Below are 26,661 nucleotides of genomic sequence, written 5' to 3'. Positions count from 1 at the left end.
TGGTGGACGATGCGTCAGATGTCGGTCTGCGTGATCGTCAGGTCGGGGCTCGCGGTGATCTCGCCGCCGCCGACGACGCCGACCGCGACCTTCTCACCACGGGGACCGTGCTCGAACAGGAACTCGCCGTTCTCGGAGTCCACCTTGACGTGGTCGCCGGGGTTGAGCTCGCCGTGCAGGATCTTCTCGCTGAGGCCGTCCTCGATCTCGCGCTGCATCGCACGGCGCAGCGGCCGGGCGCCGAGCGCCGGGTCGAAGCCGATCTCGATGAGGCGCTCCTTGGCGGCCTGCGTCAGCTCGATCGTCATGTCGCGGTCGAGCAGGCGCGTGCTGAGGCGCTTCGTGAACAGGTCCACGATCGCGATCAGCTCCGGCTTGGTCAGCTGCGGGAACACGATGATGTCGTCGACGCGGTTGAGGAACTCGGGCTTGAACTGACGCTTGAGCTCCTCGTCGACCTTGCCCTTCATCCGCTCGTAGGTCGTCTGCGTGTTGCCTTCGACCTGGAAGCCGACCGGGCCACCGGCGATCGCCGACGAACCGAGGTTCGTCGTCATGATGATCACGGTGTTCTTGAAGTCGACCACGCGGCCCTGACCGTCGGTCAGGCGACCCTCTTCGAGGATCTGCAGGAGCGAGTTGAAGATGTCCGGGTGGGCCTTCTCGATCTCGTCGAACAGGACCACGGAGAACGGCTTGCGGCGCACCTTCTCGGTGAGCTGGCCGCCCTCTTCGAAGCCGACGAACCCGGGAGGGGCGCCGAACAGCCGCGACACGGTGTGCTTCTCGCTGAACTCACTCATGTCGAGCGAGATCAGGGCGCCCTCGTCGTCGAACAGGAACTCGGCGAGCGCCTTGGCCAGCTCGGTCTTTCCGACGCCGGTGGGGCCGGCGAAGATGAACGAGCCCGACGGGCGCTTCGGGTCCTTGAGGCCGGCGCGCTGACGACGGATCGTCTTCGACAGGGCCGCGATCGCCTGCTCCTGGCCGATGACGCGCTGGTGCAGCGCCTTCTCCATGAACACCAGGCGTGCGCTCTCCTCTTCGGTGAGCTTGAACACCGGGATGCCGGTCGCCTGGGCGAGCACCTCGGCGATCAGGCCCTCGTCGACGGTCGCGTTGGTGGCGACGTCGCCGGAGCGCCACTGCTTCTCGAGGCGCAGACGCTCCGCGAGCAGGGACTTCTCCTCGTCGCGGAGGGATGCCGCCTTCTCGAAGTCCTGCTCCTCGGAGGCGAGCTCCTTGGCTTCGCGGACCTTCTGGATCTTGTCGTCGAACTCGCGCAGCTCGGGCGGGCTGGACAGGATCGACAGGCGCAGGCGCGCGCCGGCCTCGTCGATCAGGTCGATGGCCTTGTCGGGCAGGAAGCGGTCGCTGATGTACCGGTCGGCGAGGTTCGCCGCGGCGACGATGGCGCCGTCGGTGATCTGCACCTTGTGGTGCGCCTCGTAGCGGTCGCGCAGGCCCTTCAGGATGTTGATGGCGTGCGGCAGCGACGGTTCGGCGACCTGGATCGGCTGGAACCGGCGCTCGAGCGCGGCATCCTTCTCGAAGTGCTTGCGGTACTCGTCGAGCGTCGTGGCGCCGATCGTCTGCAGCTCGCCTCGTGCCAGCAGGGGCTTGAGGATGGATGCCGCATCGATCGCGCCCTCGGCCGCACCGGCTCCGACCAGCGTGTGGATCTCGTCGATGAAGACGATGATGTCGCCGCGGGTGCGGATCTCCTTGGTGACCTTCTTCAGGCGCTCTTCGAAGTCGCCGCGGTAGCGGGAACCGGCGATGAGCGAGCCGAGGTCGAGCGAGTACAGCTGCTTGTCCTTCAGCGTCTCGGGCACATCGCCCTTGACGATGGCCTGGGCGAGGCCTTCGACGACGGCGGTCTTGCCGACGCCGGGCTCGCCGATCAGCACCGGGTTGTTCTTGGATCGGCGGGAGAGGATCTGCATGACCCGCTCGATCTCCTTCTCGCGCCCGATGACCGGGTCGAGTTTTCCGTCGCGGGCGGCCTGGGTCAGGTTGCGGCCGAACTGGTCGAGAACCTGGGAGCCGTTCTGCGCCTGCTGCGGGTTGTTGTCATGGGCTGCGCCGGACACCCCTGCAGGCTCCTTCCCCTGATATCCGCTCAGCAGCTGGATCACCTGCTGACGCACCTTGTTCAGGTCGGCCCCGAGCTTGACGAGCACCTGTGCGGCCACGCCCTCACCCTCGCGGATGAGACCCAGCAGGATGTGCTCGGTACCGATGTAGTTGTGCCCGAGCTGCAGCGCTTCGCGCAGCGACAGCTCCAGCACCTTCTTGGCGCGCGGCGTGAACGGGATGTGCCCCGTCGGCTGCTGCTGGCCCTGACCGATGATGTCCTGCACCTGCTCGCGCACCGCGTCGAGCGAGATACCCAGGCTCTCCAGCGCCTTCGCCGCCACGCCCTCGCCCTCGTGGATGAGGCCGAGGAGGATGTGCTCCGTGCCGATGTAGTTGTGGTTGAGCATCTTGGCTTCTTCTTGCGCAAGCACAACAACGCGACGGGCCCGGTCGGTGAATCTCTCGAACATCGTCAACTCCTTGCGGACGCACTGGGGGCGTCGTCCTTCGAGCGTAACGAGCGGATGGATGCCGTGCGGCCGTGTTCGCCATGGGCATACGGCCTTGCGGGCTTGCGGCGGGCCCGCATCGGGCCATATCGTTTTTCGTTAACAACGAATATCGATATGGATCGGGGATGCCGATGGGGAGCTACACCGGATACGACGCGTGGGGGCTGTTGCGATTCGTCGGCGGAATGCTCTTGTTCCTGGCCGTGATCGTCGGCGCGGTGCTGCTGATCGCCCGCCGATATCGCCGCCGCGGCGAGGACACCACGACCCTGGCGGTCGACGCCACCCTCACCCTGTGCGGCGTCGCCGTGGGACTGTTCCTCATTTCGATGCCGTTCACCATCGTCCAGACGATGACGGCCGCCACCGTGAGCATCGACGACTTCCCGTTCCAGACGACCCTCTTCGACAATCGGTTCCCCTGCGAGATCGAGTCGGCAGCCAAGACGCACCCCGGAATCGATTGCTTCGGCGTCAGCTCGGCATGGGCGACGGTTTCCGGACTCACCGTCGGGGTGCGGGCGCTCATCGCGACCGATCAGCTGCTCTGGGCGCTCCTGGCAGTGCTGCCGGCCGTCGCACTCGGGGTCATCTGCTTCCAGCTGCTGCGCGGAATCCCCTTCGCCCGGACAGTCACGCGCACGCTGACGGTGTCGGCGGTCGCCGTGCTCGTGCTGGGGGTCGCCGCACCGATGCTCGACGGCATCAGCAAGGGTGCGGCATCCGCAGCGGCACTGCCGTCGGGCGAATCGGGGGCGGCGTTCACCGAGGGAGGGTTCTCAGTGACAGTGCCGGCGTGGCCGATCGGGGCGGCCCTTGCCCTCCTCGCCCTGGCCGCCGTCTTCCGCTACGGTGCGAAGCTGCAGCGCGACACGGAGTTGCTGGTCTGATGTTCCCTCTGCTCATCGGAATCGGCACGCCCGTCCTGATCATCGTCGTCATCATGTGGGTGTTCCGCACCCGTGGCACGAGGGACGCGGCACCCATCGTCCGGATCGCGCTGATGATCTCGGCGGCGTGGGCTGGGCTCGCGCTGCTCTGGGGCGTTGTCCGCACCGTCCTCTGGTTCCAGCCGGGGATCGGCATCCCGTTCACGGTGCGCACGCTCGCCTACTGGCCGGTGCCCGAATCGTCGGACGCGCTCGCGACCGCGGGCTCGATCCAGCTGGACGGGGGGTTCACGCTCGCCCAGCTGACGAGCTTCGATCTGCTGTCCACGCCGACCCGCGGCATCCTCGCCGTCGGGGATCTCCTCGGCACCGGGCTCACGGTCGTCATCGTGGGGCTGATCGCCCTCGCGTGCTTCCGCTTCATCCAGGGCAAGCCGTTCGCTCCGGAGCTCGCTCGCCTGAGCCTCATCGCCGCGAGCGTCGTGCTCGTCGGCGGCATCGCCACGCAAGTCGTCGCGCAGTACGGCGGCACGCAAGCGCTGGCGGAGATCGTGTCGGCCGGCCTCGGCCCCGACGGCGTCCAGGCCGCCGGCATCTGGGCGATCGACTGGTGGCCGGTCTGGCTCGCGATCGGGCTCGCCGCGTTCTCCGCGCTGATGAGGCACGGCACCGTCCTGCAGCGTGAGACCGAGGGCCTGGTGTGACCTCCGCGGACGAGGAGGAGGCATCCGGCATCCACTGCCGACTCGACGAACTGCTCGCCGAGCGCGGCATGACGCTCACGCGACTGTCGGAACTGGTCGGGGTGTCTGTGGTGAACCTGTCGATCCTCAAGAACGACCGCGCCCGCGCGATCCGCTACTCGACCCTCGCCGCGATCTGTCGGGCGCTCGACTGCGAGGTCGGCGACCTCCTCGTCCGCGCCGAGTAGTCCCCGCGGAACGGTGCATGGGCCGACTCGCGGCTCAGGGGCCGGCGTGGGAGCGGAGCCAGCCCACCGGGTCGACCGGGGTGGTGCCGTCGGCGAGGATCTCGAAGTGCATGTTCGCACCGAAGGCGTGTCCGGATGCTCCGACCTGCGCGATCTCCTGGCCGACCGAGACGCGTTCGCCCGCGTGGACGCGGATCGACCCGATGATCAGATGCGCGTACAGACTCGCGACGCGCTGCCCGTCCACCACGTGGTTGATGACGACGACGGCGCCGTACCCCTGGAAGTTGTCGGTCGCCATGCTCACGACGCCGTCGGCGATGGACTGGATCGGCGCCCCGAGACCCGGCGTGAAGTCGGCGCCCTGGTGGAACTCGCCGGGCCGCCATCCGAATCCGTAGGTGATGGGGCATCCCACCGCGAACGGCCACTGCACCTTTCCGCCCGGGTCGTTCACGAAGTACTTGTTCGACACCTGCAGGAATCCCGCCGGGATGGGCGAGGGGTTGCTGCCCCACCCGGCGGCGTTGTAACCGAGGTCGGACGTGGCGTTGTAGCCGTTGTCGGCGAGCATCTGCGACGCGCTGAGCAGCATCGAGCCGTTCGAGTACAGGCCGGCTGCGGCGATGGAGATCGGCGCGATGCCGCCCGACGACGACGCGGTGGACACCACCACACGTCGCGCGCCCGTCGAGAAGGAATCGCGGGTCAGCACGGCCTCGGCGGCCGTGGTGGCCTGGTAGTCCTGATCGTGGCGGACATCGCTCGCGTAGGATGCCGCGCCCACCGCCGACGCGCGATGCACGCCGGTGCCGTCGGCGGCTGCGACAGCGGATGCCGGAGTCGTCATCCCGACGGCGACGAGGCCGACGATCCCCACCCCGGCGATGCTCGTCAGCATCGCGCCCAGGCGGCGTCCGCGCCCCGGGCGAACCGGTGGTCGCACCGCGCGACGAGGCGGCGCGACGGTCGAACGGCCCAGAGCGGCCGCCGGCCGTGGCGGGAGCGGGGAGAGCGGCGGGGAGTCGGCATCCTCTGCCTGCTTCGCGCGCAGGGCGCGCCGGGTCACGGGCTGGTCGGGGCTGGTCTCGGACACGCAATCATCCTGAATCGGGTCGCGGCCGCGCCGGCTTCGGGGGCGTCGCCTGGGAGGGGCGACGGCGCGGTCGGGACCGAAGGTACGCCCGGTGTCTGGATGTCCCGTGCAAGCGGGATGCCGCGGACCTGACCGCCTACTGAAGAGCCGAGGTGAGCCGGGCGAGGTTGTCGAGCACGGTGGAACGCAGGGGCTGCTGCTGCCACTCCTCGAGGGTGAGCTCGCGGGACTGTCCGCGGTACATGTCCTCGACCTCGCGCACCTCGCGCACGAACTCCTCGCCGCGCACCAGCATCGAGATCTCGAGATTCAGACCGAACGAGCGCATGTCCATGTTGCTGGATCCGATGATGGCGACCTCGTCATCGATGGTGAGGCTCTTGGTGTGCAGGATGTAGGGCTTCTGGTACATCCAGATGCGCACGCCCGCCTTCAGCAGGTGCTCGTAGTAGCTGCGCTGCGCGTGGTAGACGATCGCCTGGTCGCCCTCCTCCGACACGAACAGCTCCACCTGCAGCCCGCGGTTGCACGCCGTGGTCACCGCGAGCAGCAGCCCCTCGTCGGGCACGAAGTAGGGGCTGACCATGATGATCTTGCGCTGTGCCGAGTAGAGCAGGCTCGCGAACAGCTGCAGGTTGTTCTCGAACCGGAATCCCGGCCCGGACGGCACGATCTGGCAGTCGAGATCACCGGGCGCGTGCTCGGCCGCGAACACGTCGATCTCGTCGGCGAGCGACTCGTCGGTCTCGCTGTACCAGTCGGACAGGAACACGGCGTTGACGGATGCCACGACCCGCCCCTGCAGCCGCACCATGAGGTCGACCCAGTGGAGTCCGCGGCGGATGTTCTTGCGCAGGTTGTACGTGGAATCGGTGATGTTCTGCGACCCCATGAACGCCACGGCGCCGTCGACAACGAGGAGCTTGCGGTGGTTGCGGAGGTCGGGCCGCTGGTACCGGCCGCGGAACGGCTGCACGGGAAGCATCAGCCGCCATTTCGCTCCCATCGCCGTCAGTCGCTTCAACGTGCGCCGGTAGTTCGGCTTGCCGCGGTTCGCCCAGTGGTCCAGCAGCACGCGCACCACGACACCACGGGAGATGGCATCCTCCATCGCATCGAAGATGCCGCAGGTCGAGTCGTCCAGCTGCAGGATGTAGAACTCCAGGTGGACGTACTTCTTGGAGCCGCGGATGGCGGCGGCCATGGTGTCGAGGCTCTGCTGATAGTCGGGGATCAGGTGGGCGGAGTTGTCGCCGGACAGCGGCATCGCGCCGAGGTTGCGGTTGAGGGTGACCAGCGCCTGGAACCACTGCGGCGCATTGGGGCGCAGCGTCCCGAAGTCGAGGTGGGCACTGGCTTCGCGGATGGACTGGTTGATCGCCTCCTGCTTGCGGCGGCGCTTGCGCGGCAGCCGCGGGTTGCCGATCAGCAGGAACAGCAGCACCCCGATGAAAGGGATGAAGTAGATGGCGAGAAGCCAGGCGGTGGCTGCGGCGGGGCGCCGGTTGCGGGGCACGATGATGATCGCCGCGATACGGATGGAGATGTCGATCATGATGATCGCGTACGGCCACCACGTCTCGAAGATCGCCATCAACCAGCTGCGGTCGGCGTCTTGGGCGGCAGGCCCCGCTTGGCTCGCTCTTCGGCCTCGACCTTCGCGTAGGCCTTGCGCTCGTTGCGGTCGGATCGGACCACCGCGCGCAGGATGAAGAAGAAGAGCGTGAGCACGATCAGGGTCGGAGCCAGTGCCCAGATGATTCCCGACCATGCTTGCATACCCCCAGTTTACGCGGTCATTCCCTGTCAACAGGCAGTGCGCGCACCGCACCGACGAGAAGCCGTCCACAGCCGGCCGGGGCGGCGTTGCCGAGGGGCGGTGCGGCGACGCACGGTCGATGCATGACGACGATCATCACAGCGACCGATGCCGCACAGTTCCTCGGGCTCGTCCCGCACCTCCTCGGATTCCATCCGAGCGAATCGGTCGTACTCGTTCCGTTCGCCGGTCGCCGGTCCCTGGGCGCGGTGCGGCTCGACCTCGAGCACGCGAGTGCTGCCGATGAGGATGCCACGCGCCCCGTCGTCCTGCTCGAATCGCCGGCCGACGCCGTCGACCGGATCGCCGCGACGGCGATCGGCATGGTGTGCCGTCTCGCGGACGCCGACGCCGTGGCGGTGGTGGTGTACACCGACGAGCCCATCGCGCGGGGCCGACTCCCGCGGGAGCAGCTGGCGCGGGCCGTGGCGCGCCGGGCGGATGCCTGCGGCATCGAGCTGCGCGACGCCCTGTGCGTGGCATCCACCGGCTGGGCGTCGTTCCTCGAGGCCGATCACCCCGAGGCGGGGCACCCGCTCGACCTGATCGAGTCCGCCGACACGGCCGGTGCGCTGCCGCCGGTGGCGCCGGGCGACCAGCATGCCGGCGCCGACCTGCCCGTGGTGGACCCGACGCGTCTCGCCGACGTCGCGGCGGCCCTGGACGCGCTCACCGCCGCCGTCGTTCCGGCCCCGACGACCGAGCCCGCGGGGCGGGCCGAGCCGGCCGCGCGCGCCGATCCGCGCGCGCTCGAGACGCTGACGGCGCTCGACGACATCCCGGAGTTCCTCGAAGACCTGCTCGTGCGGGATGCCGCCTCCCTGCCGCCGTTCGAGGCGGCGCGGGCGGCGCTGTGCCTGTCGCGGCCCGCGGTGCGCGACATCGCCCTGTTGCAGTGGTCGGGGTCCATGCGAGACGGCGATGCCGCCCTCGCCGCCCAGCTGCACTGGGAGACCGGCGCCCCCTACCCCGAAGACCTGGGCGCGCGGGTGTGGGGCGACGGCCCGACGCCAGACCCCGACCGCCTCGCCGCGGGACTCGCCGTCGCGCGCGAATGCGCCGCGCTCACGACCGGCACCCGGCGTGCCGCCGTGCTCGGCCTCTGCGCGTGGCTGGCGTGGGCGCAGGGACGATCGACCGTCGCGGCCGACTACGCCGCCCAGGCCACCGCGATCGATGCGGATGCCGGTCTCGCCGAGATCGTGCTCGCTTTCGTGACCACGGCCCACCTGCCCGATTGGGCGTTCCAGCATGCCGCGGCGTGAGCTCGATCCGCCCGCGCGCGGGCTACTTGACGAGCGGGAAGAGGATCGTCTCGCGGATGCCGAGTCCGGTGATCGCCATGATCAGCCGGTCGATGCCCATGCCCATGCCGCCCATCGGCGGAAGACCGTGCTCCATGGCGCGCAGGAACTCCTCGTCGATGCGCATGGCCTCGTCGTCGCCGCGGTCGGCGAGCTTGGCCTGCTCGACGAAGCGCTCGCGCTGGATGACGGGGTCGATGAGCTCCGAGTATCCGGTGGCCAGCTCGAAGCCGCGCACGTACAGGTCCCACTTCTCCACGACGCCGGGGATCGAACGGTGATCGCGCACCAGCGGGCTGGTGTCGACCGGGAAGTCCATGACGAACGTCGGGCGCGTGAGCCCGCCCTTGACGAAGTGCTCCCAGAGCTCTTCGACCCACTTGCCGTGGGTGGGGTGGGCCGGGGCGTCCACGTCGTTCGCGGCCGCGAGGGCCTCGAGTTCGGGGATGCCGGTCTGCGGGGTGATCGTCACCCCGGCGGCCTCCGACAGCGAGTCGTACATCGAGATGCGGTCCCACTGACCGCCCAGGTCGTACACGGTGCCGTCGGCCCAGGTGACCTCGGTCGAACCGGAGACGGCGATCGCCGCGTTCTGCACGAGTGCCTGGGTGAGGTCGGCGATGCCGTTGTAGTCGGTGTAGGCCTGGTAGGCCTCGAGCATCGCGAACTCGGGGCTGTGCGTGGAGTCGGCGCCCTCGTTGCGGAAGTTGCGATTGATCTCGAACGTCCGGTCGATGCCGCCGACGACGGCGCGCTTGAGGTAGAGCTCGGGCGCGATGCGAAGGTACAGCTCGGCGTCGAAGGCGTTCGAATGCGTCACGAACGGCCGCGCGGCGGCGCCGCCGGGCTGCACCTGCAGCATCGGCGTCTCGATCTCGATGAAGTCGCGTTCGGCGAACGTGGCACGCAGGCTCGCGTTGACCTTGGCACGGGCGCGCACGGTGCTGCGGGCCTGCTCGCGCGCGATGAGGTCGAGGTAGCGGCTGCGCACCCGGGCCTCCTCGCTGAGCTCCGAGTACAGGTTCGGCAGCGGCAGCAGCGCCTTCGACGCGATCGCCCAGTCCGAGACCATGACCGACAGCTCGCCGCGGCGGCTCGAGATCACCTCGCCCGTCACCGAGACGTGGTCGCCGAGGTCGACGAGCTCCTTCCAGCGCTGCAGCGACTCCTCGCCGACGGCCGCGAGCGACACCATCGCCTGGATGCGGCTGCCGTCGCCCGCCTGCAACGCGGCGAAGCAGAGCTTGCCGGTGTTGCGGCTGAACACCACGCGGCCGGCGATCGAGACGACGTCGCCGGTCTCTTCGCCCGCCTCGAGGTGGGCGTAGCGCTCCCGCACGGCGGGGATCGTGTCGGTGACCGGCACGGCGACGGGGTACGCGCCGCCGGACGCATCCGCCCGTTCGGCGATGAGCCGGTCGCGCTTGGCCAGGCGTACCGCCTTCTGCTCGATGACGTCCTCTTCGGGCGTCTCGGCGGGGGCGGCGGCAGTGGTGTCGGTCATCAGGCTCCTCGGGAAAGTCGCCGTCCAGCTTATCGGGGCGGCATCCGTGGTTCCTGGAGAGCGATCAGGGCCTGGCTCCACGGGCGAGGATGCCCGAGGGACCGAAGGTCAGCCGAGGCCCAGAGTCGTCTCGGTGTCGGGGTCGGCATCGCGCAGCGCGTGGTCGACCGTCGCGTGCACAAGAGTCGACAGATACGCGCCCGGAGAGGGGATGCCGGCATCCCGCAGGCCGCCGACAGCCTGCTGCACGATCGACTTGGAGAACTGCGTCGCCGTCGCGATCGCCTCTCCGTAGGCGGCACGGTCGGCGTCGGCGACGACCACCGGCTCGCAGCCGAGTTCGACGGCGAGCGCCTGGGCGATCGGGAGCACGACGGCGGGGGCGGTGACGGCCGCGTACGCGTCCCGGAGGATCCGCAGATCCATCGACGTGCCGGTGAACGCGATCGCGGGATGCACGGCGACCGGCAGCGCGCCCTGACCGGCCGCCGGAGTGAGAACGTCGAGGCCGTAGCCCGGGTCGACGTGCATGACGATCTGCCCCATCTGCCACGCGCCCACCTCGGCCAGGCCGGAGACCAGGCCGGGCAGCTGATCGTGCGGCACCGCGAGCACCACCAGCTCGCTGCGGCGCACCACCTCGGGTGCGTCGAGGAAGGGAACCCCGGGAAGCACCGACTCCACCCGCTCGTCGTCGGATCCGTGGGTGATGCCGGTCACCGCGTGTCCGGCTCCGGCCAGGGCCGCGCCGATCACCGGGCCGACGCGTCCTGCGCCGATGATGCCGACACCCAGGCGTCCGTCACGAGTCATCCGTCGATGCTAACCGACGCCTCCGCACGTGGCCCGGGGCGGCGTCTCGCCGCCGCCGCCCGGTCAGGACACCCGTCAGGCCCCTTCCTTCACCTCATGGATCTCGTCGGGGACGAGCCCATGGGCCTCGCGGTGCACGGTGACCGCCGCGTCGGGAGTGGGCGCGTCGACGAGGCAGAAGACCCGCCCCTCGGATTCGTCGACCCAGTACTTCAGGTAGTGCACGTCGTGCGCGTCCTGGTGCTGCAGGTCGGCGGCGTGCGCCTGGGCGACGGCATCCAGAGTGACCGACTCGCCGAGGTTGTGGACATCCATGTACAGCGGCATGGTCCGCTCCTTCCCCAGAGGGAGTCGCGGTTCGAAGGACGACCAGGATGCCCGGGCGCACACGGGGGCGAAGCAGGTTCGGGTCCGCCGACGATCCGGGTGCGTGCGGTGCCGTCCACACGGCTCCACGGGCTCAGGCTACGCTCGTCAGCCCGCGTCGGGAACCCCGTCCGCCCACCGGTGGCTGCGGTCTCCTGCTCCGGCCCGCACGGCGCCCGCAGCGGCCTCGGCGAACAGGCCCACCACCGCGTCGCGGTCGATCGCGCCGAGCCGCCCGGAGACCCGGCCGGTGATGGTGTGCGCATGGACCTCGGCGACGCCGAGTGCCCGGTCGAGCGGTCCCTGTTCGATGCCGAACGACTGCAGCCGGGCCAGCGGCACCACGACGAGCTTTCGCCAGATGAAACCCCTGCGCATGATCAGCACGTGGTCGGTGAGTACGAACCCGTTGCGCCGCCACGACAGCGGACGCAGGATCCAGGCCCGCTTGGGCGTGGTCGTGAACGCGTCCTCGCCGTTGCCCGGACGGGCGAGAACGCCGCGGTCGAACACGAGCGACCAGGCGTCCTCGGCGAGACCGGGAAGAAGAAGGCGCATGACCCGTTCGGCATCCGCGCGGTCGCCGACCGGCAGCGCGTCGGCGGCCTGATCGGATTCGCGACTGCTCGACGACCTGCCCGCGAGCCGGTTGACGCGCACCACCCACCATCCGGCCGGACGCCACAGCAGCGGCTGCGACAGTTCGACGGCGTGCACGCGCCCCGGCGGCAGGATCTCGGTGATCGTCGTGAACAGGCCGTAGGTGATGCGCACGCCGTCCGGAGTGGGGGCGATCGAATAGCGGAACTTCTTGCTGAGGGTGCGCACCCAGTACGTGCCGATACCGATCACCGCCGGGATCACCGACAGCAGCAGCACGGGCGTGGTCTGCCACGACCCCCAGGCAATGAGCCCGATCAGCACGAGCAGCCACAGCGTCGCCTGGCTGAACACGTGCGACATCAGCAGGCGCAGCATCGGGATCTCGACGACGGATGCCGGCTCCACCGGCACCTCGGCGCCGAGCACCATCCCCGTGACGGCGTCGGTGACCATCGTGGTCGCCTGGGCGACGCGCCCCGGGCGCGGCATCCCGGGCACGCGGCCGGCGGCGACCGCCTCGGCGAGCTTCCGTCCGGAGGCCAGGCGCAGGATGTCGGCTCGCACCGCCTCGGCGGTCTTCGTCGACAGGTATTCCAGCTTGACGTTGGTGTCGGATCCGGCCCCGAGCACGTCGAGCTTGGCCATGCCGCACAGGCGCGCGATGAGCGGGCGTGTGAGGTTCACGCCCTGCACCCGGTCCAGCGGAGCGCGGCGCTGGCTGCGGAAGAGCACACCCTGCCGCACCTCGACGTCGTCGCCGGTGATCCGGAAGGTGTGGAAGCGCCACGACAGGTAGAAGAGTCCCACCAGCACGAGCAGCAGCCCTGCGAGCACCAGGAGGGCCACGAGCACCAGGTTGTGCTGCAGCACGAAGTCGATGGGGTCGCCCGGCTGCCCCTGGAAGCCGTCGGCGCCGGGCACCGTCGACGAGATGAAGAAGTCCGCGATCCGCTCGCGGAGGTTCGAGATGATGAGACCCGCCACGACCACGAGCACCAGCCCGCCGCGCAGCAGCGGGGTGAGGGGGTGCATCCGGTGCCACTCGCCGTCGCTCAGCGGCGATCGGAATCCGCCGGGCGTCGACGGCGGCGCGGGCGAGGGGCCCGGCACGCTCGGCCCCTGCGGCGGGGGCATGGACGGCCCGCCGTACGGAGCGGGGGCGTCGGTCACAGCCCGGTCCTGCGGGCTTCGGCGACCTCGACGAGCGTGTCGCGCAACTGCTCGGCGGCCCCCTGTGTGAGTCCGGGAATCATCACGCCGGTGGATGCCGCCGCGGTCACCAGCTTCAGCTGGGCGATGCCGAACGCGCGGTCGAGGGGGCCGTGAGTGATGTCCACGAGCTGCATCCGCCCGTAGGGCACGGCGACCTGACGCTGCCACAGGATGCCCCGGCGGAACACCAGGTCGTCGGTGCGCAGCTGGTACGCGTACGCACGAGCCTGGCGCGGCGTGATGGCTGCCGCCCACACGTACCCCGTAAGGAGGATGCCTCCCGCGATCCAGGGCCACGACGTCGCCAGCAGCAGCGTGCCGACGATGAACGCGACCGTCACCACGACGATGATGATGCCGAGGGAGATGAGCCGCACCCAGACGTAGTTGCGCGACAGCTGATGCCAGGTGCCGTCGCCGAGCGGCAGGCGGTGGCCGTTGCGCGGTTCGAGCACGCGGCCGTAGGTGTGCGCATCGAGGACGGCATCCTGCGCGGAACCGGATGCCGGCGCCTGCGGCCCGGGCGCCGGGTCCGGCACTGCAAACCCGGGAGCCGGGTCCGGGACCGCCCCGGGCACGGCGCCCGGCGCGGACGGGACCCGCGGCGTCGGCTGCGCTGGTGCCTCAGTCGCGGGAACGGGCTGCTCAGGGGCCGGGTCGGTCACGCGGATCCTCCATCGGGGGCAGACCCTTCCGGGTCGTCGTCGTCCTTGCGGATCGTACACAGATGCTCGGCGACGAGCCCGGCGACGATGAGCACCGCGCCGCACACGGCGGTGGCGATCAGCATCCCCACGACGGACGGGTCGTGCTCGGTGGGCCGCGACAGCACGTACAGCAGCATCCCGACGCCGGCACCCCCGAGAGCCGCTCCGACGATGCTCGACGCCTTCGCGAGCATCGCGATGCGCACCGCCCGGAAGGGGTTGATGGGCGCCTTGGTGTGGCCGCGCGATGCCCGGTAGATCGGGATCGCGAGTGCCACCACGATCACCCCGAGGCCCACCAGCACCACCGGCAGGGTGATCATCGGCGTGAACGTGGGACGGCCGGATGCCACCAGAAGCTGGTCGACGCCGAAGCCGACGACGAGTCCGATCACCGCGGCGACGAGGAGGACGCCGGGACCCGTGCGCTTCACGACGTCGCTCCCAGAGCCGCCGAAAGCTCGGCCACGGCCCCGTGACCGGGAAGCACCGCGTCCGCGTCGACGGCGAGCCACGGGTCGAGCACGAAGGACCGCTCCGCCGCGCGCGGATGCGGCAGTGTCAGCCGCGGATCGGTCGAGCGCACGTCGCCGTACGCGATGAGGTCGAGGTCCAGGGTGCGGTCGCCCCAGCGCTCGGCCCGCACCCGGCCATGCTCCGCCTCGATGCGGTGCAGGTGCGAGAGCAGCACCGACGGCGCCATCCGCGTGCGCAGCAGCGCGACCGTGTTCAGGTAGGTGGGGGCATCCTCGTCGGGTCCGTCCGGCTTGACCGCGACCGACTCGATCACCGGCGCGGCGCGGACGGCTGCCACCAGCGGCAGCTGCCGCAGCTCGTCGATCGCCGCGTCGATGGTCTCGGCCCGCGCACCGAGGTTCGCGCCGATCGCGACCACGGCGTCCGACCAGACACCGGCCGGTGTAAAGCCCTGCGCGAGACGCCGGTTCACGCCCGGTCCCGCGTGATCGTGATGGTGACGTCGTCGAACGGCACCGTGATGGGGGCATCCGGCTTGTGCACGGTCACCGTGACGCGCTGCACGCCGTCGAAGGCGAGCACCGCGTCCGCGACGCGCTGACTCAGCGTCTCGACGAGGTCGACCGGCTCACCGCCGAGCACGGCGGCGACCGCCTCGGACACCTCGCCGTAGTGCACGGTGTCGGCGACGTCGTCGGATGCCGCGGCCGGACGCGTGTCGAGCCACAGCGTGACGTCGGCGCGGAACTCCTGCCCGTCGCGACGCTCCTCGGCGAAGACGCCGTGATAGCCGAACGCACGGATCCCCGTGACCTGGATCCGGTCGAGCTGGGTGGTCACTGCGCCTCCTGAGATGTTCCCCGTCGATCGTCCCATGCCCGGGCGATGCGCAGCGCATCCCGGGTCGCCGCCACGTCGTGCACGCGCACCGCCCACGCCCCCGTCTGCGCGGCCAGCACGCTCGTGACCGCGGTGGCGAGGTCGCGCCGCCGCTCGTCGACGGGGTCGCCGCCCGGCTCCAGCGTCTCGGCGAGGAACCGCTTGCGGCTCGTGCCGACGAGCACCCGCGCACCGAGTCGCTCGAGCTGCCCGAGCCCGCGCAGCACCGCCCAGTTCGCGTCGCCCCGCTTGCCGAACCCGATGCCGGGATCGAGGATGATGCGCGACGCCGGGATGCCGGCATCCTCCGCGGCCCGCATCCGCTCGCCGAGCTCGACCGCGACCTCGGTGGCCGGGTCGTCGTAGTCGGCGTGCGCGTACATGTCGGCCGAGTGCCCGCGCCAGTGCCCGATCGCGTAGTCCGCTCCGGATGCCGCGACCGCGGCCAGCATCCCGGGGTCGGCGAGGCCGCCGGAGACGTCGTTCACGATCCGCGCCCCGGCCGCGACCGCCGCCGCGGCCGTCTCCGCGTGCATCGTGTCGATGCTCACGAGCGCGCCGGATGCCGCGAGCTCCTCGATCACCGGAATCACCCGGCGCTGCTCCTCGGCGGGACCGACCCGGTCGGCGCCGGGCCGGGTGGACTCGCCGCCGACGTCGAGGATGCCGGCGCCGTCGGCGATCAGCCTGTGTCCGTGCCGTACGGCGGCGGCCGGGTCGAAGTAGCGCCCGCCGTCCGAGAACGAGTCGGGCGTCACGTTGACGATGCCCATGATCTTCATCGCGCACCGCGTTTCGTCTCGGTCGCGCTACGCGCGTCCTCGCTCAACGACCGAGGGGCACCGCGTTTCGTCTCGGTCGCGCTGCGCGCGTCCTTGCTCAGCGACCGGGGATGCGCACCGCGCTTCGTCTCGGTCGCGCTGCGCGCGTCCTCGCTCAGCGACCGGGGATGCGAACCGCGCTTCGTCTCGGTCGCGCTGCGCGCGTCCTCGCTCAGCGACCGGGGCGACCGGGGGGTGCGGGGCGCGATCATCGGGACGAGCCCATGAGGGCGATCAGCTCCGCGCGGGCGAACGGCTCGGCGAGCTCCCCGCGGGCGGCGATCGTCACCGTCGAGGCATCCACCTGGCGTCCGCCGCGCATCGTGACGCACTCGTGCGTGGCATCCAGCACCACCAGCACGCCCCGCGTGTCGAGCGCGCCGGCGATCGTGTCGGCGATCTGCTCGCCGAGACGCTCCTGCACCTGCGGCCGGTTCGCGAGGATCTCGACGACGCGCGGCAGCGCACCGAGCCCGACGACCTGCTCCCCCGGCAGGTACGCGATGTGCGCGTGCCCGGCGAACGGCAGGAGGTGATGCTCGCACACCGAACGGAACCGGATGTCGCGCAGCATGACCGCCCCCGAGGGCAGGGTGTCGGGCGCCGGGCCGTGCGTCACCGAGATGGTGCGCGACAGCGGCTCTGCGGCATCCTCGCCGACGCCGGCGAAGAACTCGCCGTACGCATCGGCCACCCGCGTGGGCGTCTGGCGAAGACCCGGACGATCCGGGTCTTCGCCGATCGCGATCAGCAGCTCCCGCACCAGCACGCGGATGCGGTCGCGGTCCACGGCCACGATGCCGGCCGTCAGGCGGTGGCGGGACGCGCCTGCCCGTGCGGGCGGTGGCGCGGCGCCTCGTGCGTGGGCGCGGCCTCGGAGGCGGCGATGCCGGTCGGCACGGGCCGGCGCGGCACCTCGACCGGCGGAACCGGCGAGACCGGACGCTCGGAGCTGGAGAGCCACTGCGGGCGTTCGGGCAGCTTCTTGACGTCTTTGAAGATCTCGGCGATCTCGTTGTGGTCGAGCGTCTCCTTCTCGAGGAGCTCGAGGGCGAGCTTGTCGAGGATGTCGCGGTTCGCGTTGAGCACCTCGTACGCCTCGTTGTGCGCCTGCTCGAGCAGGTCGCGCACCTGGGTGTCGACGCGCTCGGCCATCGTCTCGGAGTACTCGCGGCCGTGACCCATGTCGCGGCCCATGAAGACCTCGCCGGATGCCGAACCGAGCTTGACCGGGCCGATGGCGCTGGTCATGCCGTACTCGGTGACCATCTTGCGCGCGATGCCGGTGGCCTTCTCGATGTCGTTCGACGCACCCGAGGTCGGATCGTGGAACACGATCTCCTCGGCGACGCGGCCGCCCATGGCCCAGGCGAGCTGGTCCTGCAGCTCGTTGCGGGTGACCGAGTACTTGTCGTCCAGCGGCATCACCATCGTGTAGCCGAGGGCGCGGCCGCGCGGCAGGATCGTGATCTTGGTGACCGGGTCGCTGTAGTTCATCGCCGCCGCGGCGAGGGCGTGGCCGCCCTCGTGGTACGCGGTGATGAGCTTCTCCTTGTCTTTCATGACACGGGTGCGACGCTGCGGACCGGCGATGACGCGGTCGATGGCCTCGTCGAGGGCGCGGTTGTCGATGAGCTGCGCGTTGGAGCGCGCGGTCAGCAGGGCGGCCTCGTTGAGGACGTTGGCCAGGTCGGCGCCGGTGAAGCCCGGCGTCTTGCGCGCGACGACCTCGAGGTCGACCGAGTCGGCGAGCGGCTTGCCGCGGCCGTGCACCTCGAGGATGTGCACGCGACCCTTGAGGTCGGGCGCGTCCACGCCGATCTGCCGGTCGAAGCGGCCCGGGCGCAGCAGCGCCGGGTCGAGGATGTCGGGGCGGTTGGTGGCTGCGATGACGATGACGTTCGCCTTCGGGTCGAAGCCGTCCATCTCGACCAGCATCTGGTTCAGGGTCTGCTCGCGCTCGTCGTGCCCGCCGCCGAGGCCCGCGCCACGGTGGCGACCGACGGCGTCGATCTCGTCGATGAAGATGATGGCCGGAGCGGACTCCTTGGCCTGGTTGAACAGGTCGCGCACACGGCTCGCGCCGACGCCGACGAACATCTCGACGAAGTCGGAACCCGAGATCGAGTAGAACGGCACGCCCGCCTCACCGGCGACGGCGCGCGCAAGCAGCGTCTTGCCGGTTCCGGGAGGGCCGTACAGCAGCACGCCCTTGGGGATGCGGGCGCCCACGGCCTGGAACTTGGCGGGGTCCTTGAGGAAGTCCTTGATCTCCTCGAGCTCCTCGATGGCCTCGTCGGAGCCGGCGACGTCGCCGAACGTGACCTGAGGCATCTCCTTGGTCACGAGTTTCGCGCGCGACTTGCCGAACTGCATCACCTTGCTGCCGCCGCCCTGCGCCGAGGAGAGCAGGAACCAGAACAGCAGGCCGAGCAGCACCATCGGGATGGCGATCGACAGGAAGCCGCTGAACCAGCTGGTCTTGGGAACGACGTCGTTGTAGCCGTCCTTCGGGTCGGCGGCGTCGACCGCCTGCATCACCTGGTCGGCGCGCGCCTGGGTGTAGTAGAACTGCACCTGGTCGGAGCCTTGGAACGGTGCGGAGAGCGTGAGGTCGACGCGCTGTTCGCCGTCCGTGTTGACCACCTTGGTGACGGTGTCGCCCTTGAGCAGCGTCATTCCTTGTTCGGTGGTGATCTGCTTCGCGCCGCCGAGGCTCGACATGAGCGAGAACCCCACGATCAGCAGCGCCACGATCAGCGCCACGTAGATCAGTGGGTTGCGGGAGATCTTCTTGAAATCCATGGTGCGGGGACGCCCCCGAGCCCTTTCCTTGCACTTCCGACATTACGGACAGTGAATTCAGGGTATCGCGGCACCACTATGCGGAGACTGGGCATTCGCCCACGGCGTACAAGGAGCCCCCATGGGAAACGCCCTTCGACCCGCCGTCTCAGCTGTAGACGTGCGGCGCCAGCACCGCGACGTCGCGGAGGTTCCGGTAGCCCTCCGCGTAGTCCAGGCCGTAGCCGACGACGAACTCGTTCGGGATGTCGAACCCGATGTACTTGCAGTCGACGTGCACCTTCGCGGCATCCGGCTTGCGCAGCAGCGCGAACACCTCGATCGATTCGGCGCCGCGCGAGGCGAAGTTCTCCAGCAGCCAGCTGAGGGTGAGGCCGGAGTCGATGATGTCCTCGACGATGAGCACGTGCTTGCCGTGCAGGTCGGTGTCGAGGTCCTTGCGGATCTGCACGACGCCGCTCGACTTCGTGGCCGCGCCGTACGACGACACCGCCATCCAGTCCATCGGGACCGTCTCGGGCAGCGCGCGCGAGAAGTCGGCCATCACCATGACCGCGCCCTTGAGCACGCCGATGAGCAGGAGGTCCTTGCCGGCGTAGTCGGCCGCCACTCGCGCTGCGATCTCGTCGAGCTTGGCGTGGATCTGCTCCTCGGTGACGAGGACGGTGCTGAGCTGGTCTGCGATATCGGCCGCGCGCATGCGGCGATTCTAACCGGGCGCGGCTGAGGATCCGCGGCTACGCGTCCGGCGTGACGAGGTCCGCGATGATGATCCGCCCCATCTGCATGAGCGCGTCGAACGCCCCGGGGTGCTTCAGCAGCGCATCCATGTTCTCGGGGACGATCTGCCAGCTGACTCCGAAGGCGTCCCGGCACCAGCCGCACTGCTCGGCGTCCGGGTACCGCGACAGCACGCTCCACAGGCGGTCGATCTCGTCCTGGTCCGCGCAGGTCGCGATCAGCGAGACGGCGATGTCGAACGTGCGGCCCTGCGGGGTCGGGGCATCCATCGCGGCGAGCCACGTCCCCGCCACGAGCGCGTCGGCGTACATGAGCGAGCCCGCGACGCCCTCTTCGGCATCCTCGGGGTACCGCGCGGTCGTGCCGCGATGGCTGTCCGGGAAGAGGGCGACGTAGGTCTGCAGCGCCGGCTCGGCGAGCCGGGCGTTCTCGTCCGAGAACATCAGCGACGGAACCACGAACGGCCGCGCGTCGGCATCCGGCCTGGTCAGCATGAACTGCCACGAGACGCCGAAGCGATCCTGCAGCCAGCCGTAGCGCGCGCTGTACGGGTACTCGTCGAGGGGCATCAGCACCGTGCCGCCGTCGCTGAGGAGCGCCCACAGGGCATCGAGGTGCTCCCGCGCCTGCGGGTCGCTCGCCGGCTGGAAGTTCAGCACGAACGAGATCGACGGGTTCGGATCCACCCCCGGACCGCCGTTGATCAGATTGATCCGGGTGCCGCCGATCTCGAGGTCGATCGTGAGGGTCTTCCCGGCGAACGGCTGCTGGAAGTCGAGCAGCCCCTCCGTCGGGTAGCGCGAGCTGTCGACGACGCGCGCATCCGGAAACGAGTCCGTGTACAGCGCGGCCATGTCGTCGGCGGTGTCATTGCACCAGATGCTGGGGATGATCCGAGTCATGATGCCTCCGTCCTCCCCCAGCCTCACCCCGTCGCGGGATCGGGTCAAGGGGTTCCGGATGCCTCGAAGACGACGAGCGCCCCGGCGCGCCGCGCGCGGCATCCGGGCAGGTCGATCGGTCCCTGGCCGGCCCAGTCGGTCACCAGCCGGGCCACCTCGAGGGTCTGCCCGCGGGTCAGGCTCACGTGGAACTCGGACGCGACGACGTGCCGGATGATGCGGTGGCGCAGGGCCGCGGGGTTGGCGGCCAGGGCGGATGCCGACACCGCGATGCCGGCCTCGGCGTGCTCGACGATGTCCTCGATCGTCTCCTCGATCATCTCGGCGAAGGCCGCGGCATCCTCCTGCAGCTGCTCGGCCGTGCGCGCGAGGGCGTCGGCGATGCCCGGCCCGAGCTCGGACTCGATCACCGGGAGCACCGTGCGGCGCACCCGCACCCGGGCGAAGCGGGGGTCGTCGTTGTGCGGGTCGTGCCAGGGCTCGAGTCCCTGGGCGGCACAGGCGGCCTCGGTCCCGGTGCGCCGCACGCCCAGGAACGGGCGCAGCAGCAGGATGTCGTCCTGCTCGGAGACCGGCGGCATCCCGCTGAGGCTCGTCGCGCCGGCGCCGCGGGCGAGGCCGAGCAGCACGGTCTCGGCCTGGTCGTCGAGGGTGTGCGCGGTGAGCACGGCGGATGCCCCGGCATCCCGCGCGGCGTCGAACAGTGCCCGGTAGCGGGCGTCGCGGGCCGCGGCTTCGGTGCCCGTCCCGTTCGCCACGACCTGCACGGACACGACCCGGGCATCAAGGCCCAGCCCCGCGGCGACCTCGGCGGCGCGGGCGGCCACGGCATCCGATCCCGCCTGCAGGCCGTGGTCGACGGTGACGGATGCCGCCCGCAGTCCCAGCTTGGGCGCCTCGAACGCAACGGCCGCGGCGAGCGCGAGCGAGTCCGCCCCGCCGGAGAGGGCCACGATCACGGTGCCGGGTGCGGGGAGGGATGCCAGCGCTTCGCGGACGACGAGCCGCGTGCGCGCGACGGCGGGGTCCAGCGGCGGGCGGACGACGGGCTGCGGCATCCCTCCACGGTACGGCGTCGCGGGATGCGGTGGCTGACCCGGGTGCGACGCGGACGGCGCCGGGCCGTGTGACGACTGTCTGGGACCTCAGACACAATCCCGAAATGCGGTTCCATCCGATTGCCGGACGGGGTGCACTATTGGGTCTACCGACCCCATGGAAGAGGTGCGAGCCGATGTCGTCTGCCGTGTCCCATCGCCTGTTGCCGCCCGGTGTGCCGGGGATGCCCGCGAGCACGTGGAGGCTGCGCAGCGATGCGTGGGAGTACCTGCGCTTCGCGATCAAGGGCATCGCCGCGGGCGGCGGCGACATCACCGCGGACGAGGAGATCTTCCGGTCTCTCGGCGCCCTGGAGACCCTGGAGCTGTACTGGGCGGGGTTCGGGCAGCGGTACGTGCGACTCGTCCACGAGCTGCTGCTCGACGGCGAGATCGAGCAGGCCCTGGACCTGATCGGGCGGGTCGTGTACCGGCTGCGGCGCTCGTCCGTGCCGGACGATCGCCGGGACGACCCGACGGATGACGCGGAGCGCGCCGAGCGTGCGAACGACGTCGATCCGCGGCCGCGCTTCGAGGTGCTGCTGATCGACGAGACCACGCCGGCCGACCGGGACCAGCTGCGGGCGGAGCTGCTGCGGATGCGATCCGCCGACGATGCGTTCATCTACGAGTACGTCGTGGTGCCCTCCGCCGACGACGCCATCGCGGCGGTGCTGACGAACCCGAACATCCTCGCCTGCGTGGTCCGGCCGGGATTCTCGGACCGGACGAAGCAGCCCCTGTCGCGGGACCTGACGGAGACGATCGCGCTGGCACACGAGCAGGGCGGAAACACCACGTCGGTGCCCCGCAGCATCCCGGCCAGCGTCCGCCGCGTCGTGCACCTGGCCGACACTCTCACTGCGCTGCGTCCGGAGCTGGACGTGTACCTCATGGCGGGGGCGCACATCGAGGACCTCGCGGGGACCCTGTCGCGCCGTTTCCGTCGGGTGTTCCGCCGGGAGGACCAGCTGGAGCTGCATCTGTCGCTGCTGCGCCGCACGTCGCACCTGTACGACACCCCGTTCTTCGACGCCCTGCGCGACCACGCCCGGCGCCCGGTGGGGGTGTTCCACGCGCTCCCGGTGGCGCGCGGCGGTTCGGTGGTGACGTCGAAGTGGATCAGCGACCTCGCCGACTTCTACGGCCTGAACCTGCTGCTGGCCGAGACCAGTGCGACCTCGGGCGGGCTGGATTCGCTGCTGTCGCCGGTGGCGACGCTGAAGAAGGCCCAGTCGCTGGCCGCACGGGCCTTCGGGGCGCGGCAGACCTTCTTCGTGACCAACGGCACCTCCACCGCGAACAAGGTGGTGCACCAGGCCGTCACCTCGCCGGGGGACGTGGTGCTCGTCGACCGCAACTGCCACAAGTCGCATCACCACGCGATGATGCTCACCGGCGCCCGCCCCGCCTATCTCGACGCCTACCCGCTCAACGACTACGCGTTCTACGGCGCGGTGCCGCTGGCGCGCGTCAAGCAGGTGCTGCTCGACTACCGGGCGCAGGGGCGCCTGGACGAGGTGCGCATGATCACCCTGACGAACTGCACGTTCGACGGGATCGTGTACGACCCGTACCGGGTGATGGCGGAGTGCCTGGCGATCAAACCCGACCTCATCTTCCTGTGGGACGAGGCCTGGTTCGCGTTCGCATCGTTCCACCCGGTCACGCGCCGCCGCACGGCGATGGCGGCGGCGCGCCGGCTGGAGGAGCGTCTGCGCACCCCGTCGCACGCGGCCGAGTACCGGGAGCAGCAGGCCCGGCTGACCGATCCGGTCACCGGCGACCGCGCCCCGGACGAGGTGTGGCTGACCGAGCGGCTCGTGCCCGCCCCGGACGCCCGGGTGCGGGTGTACGCGACCCAGTCGACGCACAAGACGCTGACCGCGCTGCGGCAGGGGTCCATGATCCACGTGCACGACCAGGACTGGCACCGCGACGCCGAGGAGCCCTTCCACGAGGCGTACATGACGCACACGTCCACATCGCCGAACTACCAGATCCTCGCCTCCCTCGACCTCGGCCGCCGACAGGTCGAACTCGAGGGCTTCGACCTGGTGCAGCGGCAGCTCGATCTGGCCACGAACCTGGCGCAGGCGGTGGCCCGGCATCCTCTGCTGCGCCGCAACTTCCGGGTGCTCACCGCGCACGACCTCATCCCCGCCCAGTACCGCGAGACCTCCCGCCCGATGCCGCTGCGCGACGGACTGTCGAGCATGTGGAAGGCGTGGGCGACCGATGAGCTCGTCGTCGACCCCAGCCGGATCACGATCGAGATCACCCGCACCGGCGTCGACGGCGACACGTTCAAGCACGAGTACCTGATGGACCGGTACGGCATCCAGGTCAACAAGACCAGCCGCAACACGGTGCTGTTCATGACGAACATCGGCACGTCCCGCAGCGCGATCGCGTACCTCATCGAGGTGCTCGTCAAGCTCGCCGCCCGGTTCGAACGCGAGCGCGCCGAACGCGACGAAGACGTGCCCGTGGTGGATGCCGGAGCCCTCCCGACCCTGCCGGACTTCAGCGAGTTCGCGCCCGACTACGCGGCCGGGGCCGGGATGCCGGACGGCGACATGCGCGCCGCGTTCTTCGACGGCCAGCAGCGGGGCCGGGTCGAACACGTCTCCCCCACAGAACTCCGGGCCCGCCTCGCGCGCGGCGAAGCCCCGGTCTCGGCCGGGTTCGTCACCCCATACCCGCCCGGATTCCCGGTGCTCGTGCCCGGACAGGTGATCTCGCCCGAGGTCGTCGAGTTCATGGCGGCGCTGGACACCCGCGAGATCCACGGCTACGACGAAGCCCGCGGCTACCGCGTCATGAAGTGACCGCCTTCTCGCCGCCACACGCCGCGCGACTAGGCTGGTCGCCGAAATCTTCCCGTTCAGAAGGAGCATGAGCATGGGCGCGTACGACGCCGTCATCGAGATCCCCCGCGGCAGCCGCGTGAAGTACGAGGTCGACCACGAGACCGGCCACGTCCACCTCGACCGCATCCTCTACACCGTCTTCGGCTACCCCGCCGACTACGGCTTCTTCGACAAGACCCTCGGCGAGGACGGCGACCCGCTCGACGTGCTCGTGCTGCTGGACCACCAGCTGTTCCCCGGCGTCCACGCCGAGGTGCGCCCGGTCGCCGTGCTGAAGATGAGCGACGAGGCCGGCGGCGACGACAAGGTCGTGGCGGTCCTCGCGAAGGACCCGCGCTGGGCGCACATCCAGGACGTCGACGACATCCCGGAGTACACCAAGAAGGAGATCTCGCACTTCTTCGAGCACTACAAGGACCTCGAGCCCAACAAGTGGGTCAAGGTCGACGAGTGGGCGAACGCCGCCGAGGCGGAGCGCCTGGTCGGCGAGGCGTTCGCACGTTTCGAACAGCACTGAGCCGCCACGAAGAGGGGGATGCCGACACCGGCATCCCCCTCTTCGTGTCTGTGCGGCTCAGACGCTGATGCCGCGCGCCGCCATGAACGTCGCCGGGTTGACCGGGTAGTTGTTGACGTACGTCTCGAAGTGCAGGTGGCAGCCGAACGAATGGCCCGTGTTGCCCTCGGCGGCGATCAGCTGACCGGCTTTGACATGCTGCCCGACGCGCACGAAGATGCCGCCCTGACGGATGTGCCCGTAGCCGGTGCCGTACTGGTCGCCGTTGTCGATGTGGATGTAGTTGCCGTAGCCGCCGTTGTAGCCGGCATAGACGACCGTGCCGCTGTGCGCGGCGAAGATCGCCGAGCCGCAGTACGACGCCAGGTCGACCCCGTAGTGGAAGCTGCTGGAGCAGTACGACCCGTTGCACACCGCGGTGCGGGGGCCGTAGCCGGAGGTCTGCACGCCGTTGGACGGACGACACCAGCCGTTCGAGAGCACGTGGCCCCCGACGCCGGTCGAGCCGTTGCCCCAGCCGCCGCCTCCGCCGTCGTTTCCGCCGCCTCCGCCGCCGCCCTGGTTGGCAGCCGCCGCCCGCGCCGCGGCTTCGGCCGCCGCCCGGGCACGTGCCTCCGCAGCCGCCCGCGCCTTCGCCGCGGCGATGACGCCGGCCTTGTACTGCGTGATCGTCTTCGCGGTCGTGCTCTGCAGCGCGGCGAGTTGGGCCTGCAGGTCGCCGAGGTGGGCGTTCTGGTTGTCGAGAGCGACCTGCGCGGCATCCGACGCAGCCTGTGCGGCCTTCATCTTCTTCTGCGCCTCGACCTGCAGCCGATCACGCTCGTTGCGGGCGACCTTGGCCTGGTTGGTGAGGTTCTGCGCGCTGTCACGAGCGACGACGGCCGCGTCGTACACCGCCCGATTCGACGAGAGCAGATCGTCCATCGTGCCGAGCCTGGCCAGCAGGTCGTCGGCGTTCGACGCCGACCCCGACAGGAACAGCTGGAGGGCAGCGCTGTCGCCCCCGCCGTTGCGGTAGAGCTCGGCGGCGACCTTGCCCGCCTTGGAGGCGGCATCCTTGGCCTGCACGGCCTGAGCATCGGCCTGCGCCTGCAGGTCGGCGGCGCGCTGCGCGGCGTCGAAGAACGCCTGCTGGGCCGCGTAGTACTCGTCGGATGCCTGGGTCGCCGCAGCCTGCTTGGCGGCGACATCCGCCTTGAGCCCCGCGATGAGGCTCTGGATGCGCGAGACCTCGCCGGCCTTGGCCTTCTGGTTGTTCAGCGCCCGCTGCACATCGCCCCAGGACGGATAGTCGGTGGCGAAGGCGGGCGGGAGATGCGGAGCGGCAGTCACGCCGAGTGCGACGACTCCGGCCGCACCGAGCGTCAGAGCGCTGCGTCTGGTGACCGCGGGCCAGAGCCTTTTGCGCTCCTCAGGGGTGGGGGCGCAATCGCAGTCAGTCGTGTTCAGGTGTTGTTCGTCCAGCACCGGGACTCCTCCCGTCATGCCGCCCGGGCTGCGGCGTGACACAACAACATCCACAGTAACAACATGTGTCACATCCGCAACGGGTAACGGATGCGTGTCCTCCCCAGAGGCACGCGACACCCCCCATCATCCGCCTTTTTCCGCGGTTTTGGGAGTCGTGACGCCCTCGATTTCACAAATCGGCACGTTGTCTCGTATGCTTGAGCGTCGGCAGGCGAGAGCAGCGAAACCCGAAAGGGAGGCGAG

25 protein-coding genes are annotated in these 26,661 nt (G+C 70.1%); 6 read left to right on the top strand and 19 right to left on the bottom strand.

Features of this window, described 5'->3' with window-relative positions:
• Nucleotides 1–14 precede the first annotated feature (14 nt).
• Nucleotides 15–2,549 carry an ATP-dependent Clp protease ATP-binding subunit gene (locus LK09_RS14550; RefSeq protein ID WP_039400942.1) on the bottom strand — a complete coding sequence of 845 codons (2,535 nt, stop codon included), beginning with the start codon at nt 2,547–2,549 and terminating at the stop codon, nt 15–17.
• 167 nt (nt 2,550–2,716) lie between these two features.
• Here LK09_RS14550 and LK09_RS20855 point away from each other — a divergent pair, with 167 nt between their 5' ends.
• From LK09_RS20855 to LK09_RS14535, 3 genes are read left to right on the top strand one after another with little or no spacing between them, the layout of a single operon-like run.
• A complete protein-coding gene (locus tag LK09_RS20855) occupies nt 2,717–3,481 on the top strand; it encodes a hypothetical protein (RefSeq protein WP_052226812.1) in 765 nt (254 codons plus the stop codon).
• The gene (locus LK09_RS14540) at nt 3,481–4,185 is read left to right on the top strand and encodes a hypothetical protein (RefSeq protein WP_039400940.1); all 705 of its coding nucleotides are present in this window, start codon (nt 3,481–3,483) and stop codon (nt 4,183–4,185) included. Before LK09_RS20855 ends, LK09_RS14540 begins: the two co-directional genes overlap by 1 nt.
• Nucleotides 4,182–4,412, top strand: a complete 231-nt coding sequence (locus LK09_RS14535; RefSeq protein ID WP_039400938.1) for a helix-turn-helix domain-containing protein — start codon at nt 4,182–4,184, stop codon at nt 4,410–4,412. The genes LK09_RS14540 and LK09_RS14535 overlap by 4 nt, the downstream gene beginning before the upstream one ends.
• 34 nt (nt 4,413–4,446) lie before the next feature.
• On the opposite strand, the gene LK09_RS14530 is transcribed toward LK09_RS14535, so the two are convergent.
• The 3 genes from LK09_RS14530 to LK09_RS14520 all read right to left on the bottom strand — a co-directional run bounded on the left by LK09_RS14530 (nt 4,447) and on the right by LK09_RS14520 (nt 7,287).
• A complete protein-coding gene (locus LK09_RS14530) occupies nt 4,447–5,508 on the bottom strand; it encodes a murein hydrolase activator EnvC family protein (RefSeq protein ID WP_156138837.1) in 1,062 nt (353 codons plus the stop codon).
• 136 nt (nt 5,509–5,644) lie between these two features.
• Nucleotides 5,645–7,102, bottom strand: a complete 1,458-nt coding sequence (gene cls / locus LK09_RS14525) for a cardiolipin synthase (protein WP_039400933.1) — start codon at nt 7,100–7,102, stop codon at nt 5,645–5,647.
• Nucleotides 7,102–7,287, bottom strand: coding sequence for a hypothetical protein (locus LK09_RS14520; RefSeq protein ID WP_039400931.1), 186 nt, complete (start codon nt 7,285–7,287; stop codon nt 7,102–7,104). The genes cls and LK09_RS14520 overlap by 1 nt, the downstream gene beginning before the upstream one ends.
• A gap of 123 nt (nt 7,288–7,410) precedes the next feature.
• On the opposite strand from LK09_RS14520, the gene LK09_RS14515 reads away from it, so the two are divergent.
• Complete coding sequence (locus LK09_RS14515) at nt 7,411–8,592, top strand: DUF4192 family protein (protein WP_039400928.1); 1,182 nt, start codon at nt 7,411–7,413, stop codon at nt 8,590–8,592.
• 22 nt (nt 8,593–8,614) lie between these two features.
• Here the strand turns inward: LK09_RS14515 and lysS are convergent, their stop codons facing one another.
• The 14 genes from lysS to tilS all read right to left on the bottom strand — a co-directional run bounded on the left by lysS (nt 8,615) and on the right by tilS (nt 21,519).
• Nucleotides 8,615–10,135: a lysine--tRNA ligase gene (gene lysS / locus LK09_RS14510; RefSeq protein WP_039400925.1), complete on the bottom strand. Its 1,521-nt coding sequence runs from the start codon at nt 10,133–10,135 to the stop codon at nt 8,615–8,617.
• A 108-nt stretch (nt 10,136–10,243) separates the two neighbouring features.
• Nucleotides 10,244–10,948, bottom strand: a complete 705-nt coding sequence (locus LK09_RS14505) for a Rossmann-like and DUF2520 domain-containing protein (RefSeq protein ID WP_039400922.1) — start codon at nt 10,946–10,948, stop codon at nt 10,244–10,246.
• A 75-nt stretch (nt 10,949–11,023) separates the two neighbouring features.
• The gene (locus LK09_RS14500) at nt 11,024–11,275 is read right to left on the bottom strand and encodes a DUF4242 domain-containing protein (RefSeq protein ID WP_039400920.1); all 252 of its coding nucleotides are present in this window, start codon (nt 11,273–11,275) and stop codon (nt 11,024–11,026) included.
• A 147-nt stretch (nt 11,276–11,422) separates the two neighbouring features.
• Complete coding sequence (locus LK09_RS14495) at nt 11,423–13,087, bottom strand: PH domain-containing protein (RefSeq protein ID WP_231563054.1); 1,665 nt, start codon at nt 13,085–13,087, stop codon at nt 11,423–11,425.
• Nucleotides 13,084–13,668: a PH domain-containing protein gene (locus tag LK09_RS14490; RefSeq protein ID WP_052226811.1), complete on the bottom strand. Its 585-nt coding sequence runs from the start codon at nt 13,666–13,668 to the stop codon at nt 13,084–13,086. The genes LK09_RS14495 and LK09_RS14490 overlap by 4 nt, the downstream gene beginning before the upstream one ends.
• 122 nt (nt 13,669–13,790) lie before the next feature.
• Nucleotides 13,791–14,270 carry a DUF3180 domain-containing protein gene (locus tag LK09_RS14485; RefSeq protein ID WP_039400917.1) on the bottom strand — a complete coding sequence of 160 codons (480 nt, stop codon included), beginning with the start codon at nt 14,268–14,270 and terminating at the stop codon, nt 13,791–13,793.
• Complete coding sequence (folK, locus tag LK09_RS14480) at nt 14,267–14,785, bottom strand: 2-amino-4-hydroxy-6-hydroxymethyldihydropteridine diphosphokinase (RefSeq protein WP_039400915.1); 519 nt, start codon at nt 14,783–14,785, stop codon at nt 14,267–14,269. Before folK ends, LK09_RS14485 begins: the two co-directional genes overlap by 4 nt.
• Nucleotides 14,782–15,153, bottom strand: a complete 372-nt coding sequence (folB, locus tag LK09_RS14475; protein WP_039400912.1) for a dihydroneopterin aldolase — start codon at nt 15,151–15,153, stop codon at nt 14,782–14,784. Before folB ends, folK begins: the two co-directional genes overlap by 4 nt.
• Entirely contained in the window at nt 15,150–15,974 is an 825-nt protein-coding gene (folP, locus tag LK09_RS14470) for a dihydropteroate synthase (protein ID WP_039400909.1), read from the bottom strand. Before folP ends, folB begins: the two co-directional genes overlap by 4 nt.
• Nucleotides 15,975–16,221: 247 nt before the next feature.
• Entirely contained in the window at nt 16,222–16,809 is a 588-nt protein-coding gene (gene folE, locus LK09_RS14460) for a GTP cyclohydrolase I (protein ID WP_039400902.1), read from the bottom strand.
• A gap of 11 nt (nt 16,810–16,820) precedes the next feature.
• Nucleotides 16,821–18,818: an ATP-dependent zinc metalloprotease FtsH gene (gene ftsH, locus LK09_RS14455; RefSeq protein ID WP_039400900.1), complete on the bottom strand. Its 1,998-nt coding sequence runs from the start codon at nt 18,816–18,818 to the stop codon at nt 16,821–16,823.
• Nucleotides 18,819–18,966: 148 nt separating this feature from the next.
• Entirely contained in the window at nt 18,967–19,518 is a 552-nt protein-coding gene (gene hpt / locus LK09_RS14450; RefSeq protein WP_039400897.1) for a hypoxanthine phosphoribosyltransferase, read from the bottom strand.
• A 37-nt stretch (nt 19,519–19,555) separates the two neighbouring features.
• Entirely contained in the window at nt 19,556–20,461 is a 906-nt protein-coding gene (locus tag LK09_RS14445) for a VOC family protein (RefSeq protein WP_039400895.1), read from the bottom strand.
• Nucleotides 20,462–20,505: 44 nt separating this feature from the next.
• On the bottom strand, nt 20,506–21,519 hold the full coding sequence (gene tilS / locus LK09_RS14440; protein ID WP_039400893.1) for a tRNA lysidine(34) synthetase TilS: 1,014 nt from the start codon (nt 21,517–21,519) through the stop codon (nt 20,506–20,508).
• Nucleotides 21,520–21,695: 176 nt separating this feature from the next.
• Here tilS and LK09_RS14435 point away from each other — a divergent pair, with 176 nt between their 5' ends.
• Nucleotides 21,696–24,389 (top strand): aminotransferase class I/II-fold pyridoxal phosphate-dependent enzyme, encoded by a 2,694-nt coding sequence (locus LK09_RS14435; RefSeq protein WP_052226809.1) that lies wholly within the window; start codon nt 21,696–21,698, stop codon nt 24,387–24,389.
• 73 nt (nt 24,390–24,462) lie between these two features.
• A complete protein-coding gene (locus tag LK09_RS14430; protein WP_039400890.1) occupies nt 24,463–24,948 on the top strand; it encodes an inorganic diphosphatase in 486 nt (161 codons plus the stop codon).
• 57 nt (nt 24,949–25,005) lie between these two features.
• Here the strand turns inward: LK09_RS14430 and LK09_RS14425 are convergent, their stop codons facing one another.
• Complete coding sequence (locus tag LK09_RS14425; RefSeq protein WP_039400887.1) at nt 25,006–26,415, bottom strand: peptidoglycan DD-metalloendopeptidase family protein; 1,410 nt, start codon at nt 26,413–26,415, stop codon at nt 25,006–25,008.
• Nucleotides 26,416–26,661: the final 246 nt, after the last annotated feature.

Source organism: Microbacterium mangrovi, assembly GCF_000802305.1.
GTDB classification, from domain to species: Bacteria; Actinomycetota; Actinomycetes; order Actinomycetales; family Microbacteriaceae; genus Microbacterium; species Microbacterium mangrovi.
The sequence above is the reverse complement of the archived record's forward strand: the minus strand, read 5'-3'. Positions and strand labels throughout refer to the sequence as shown.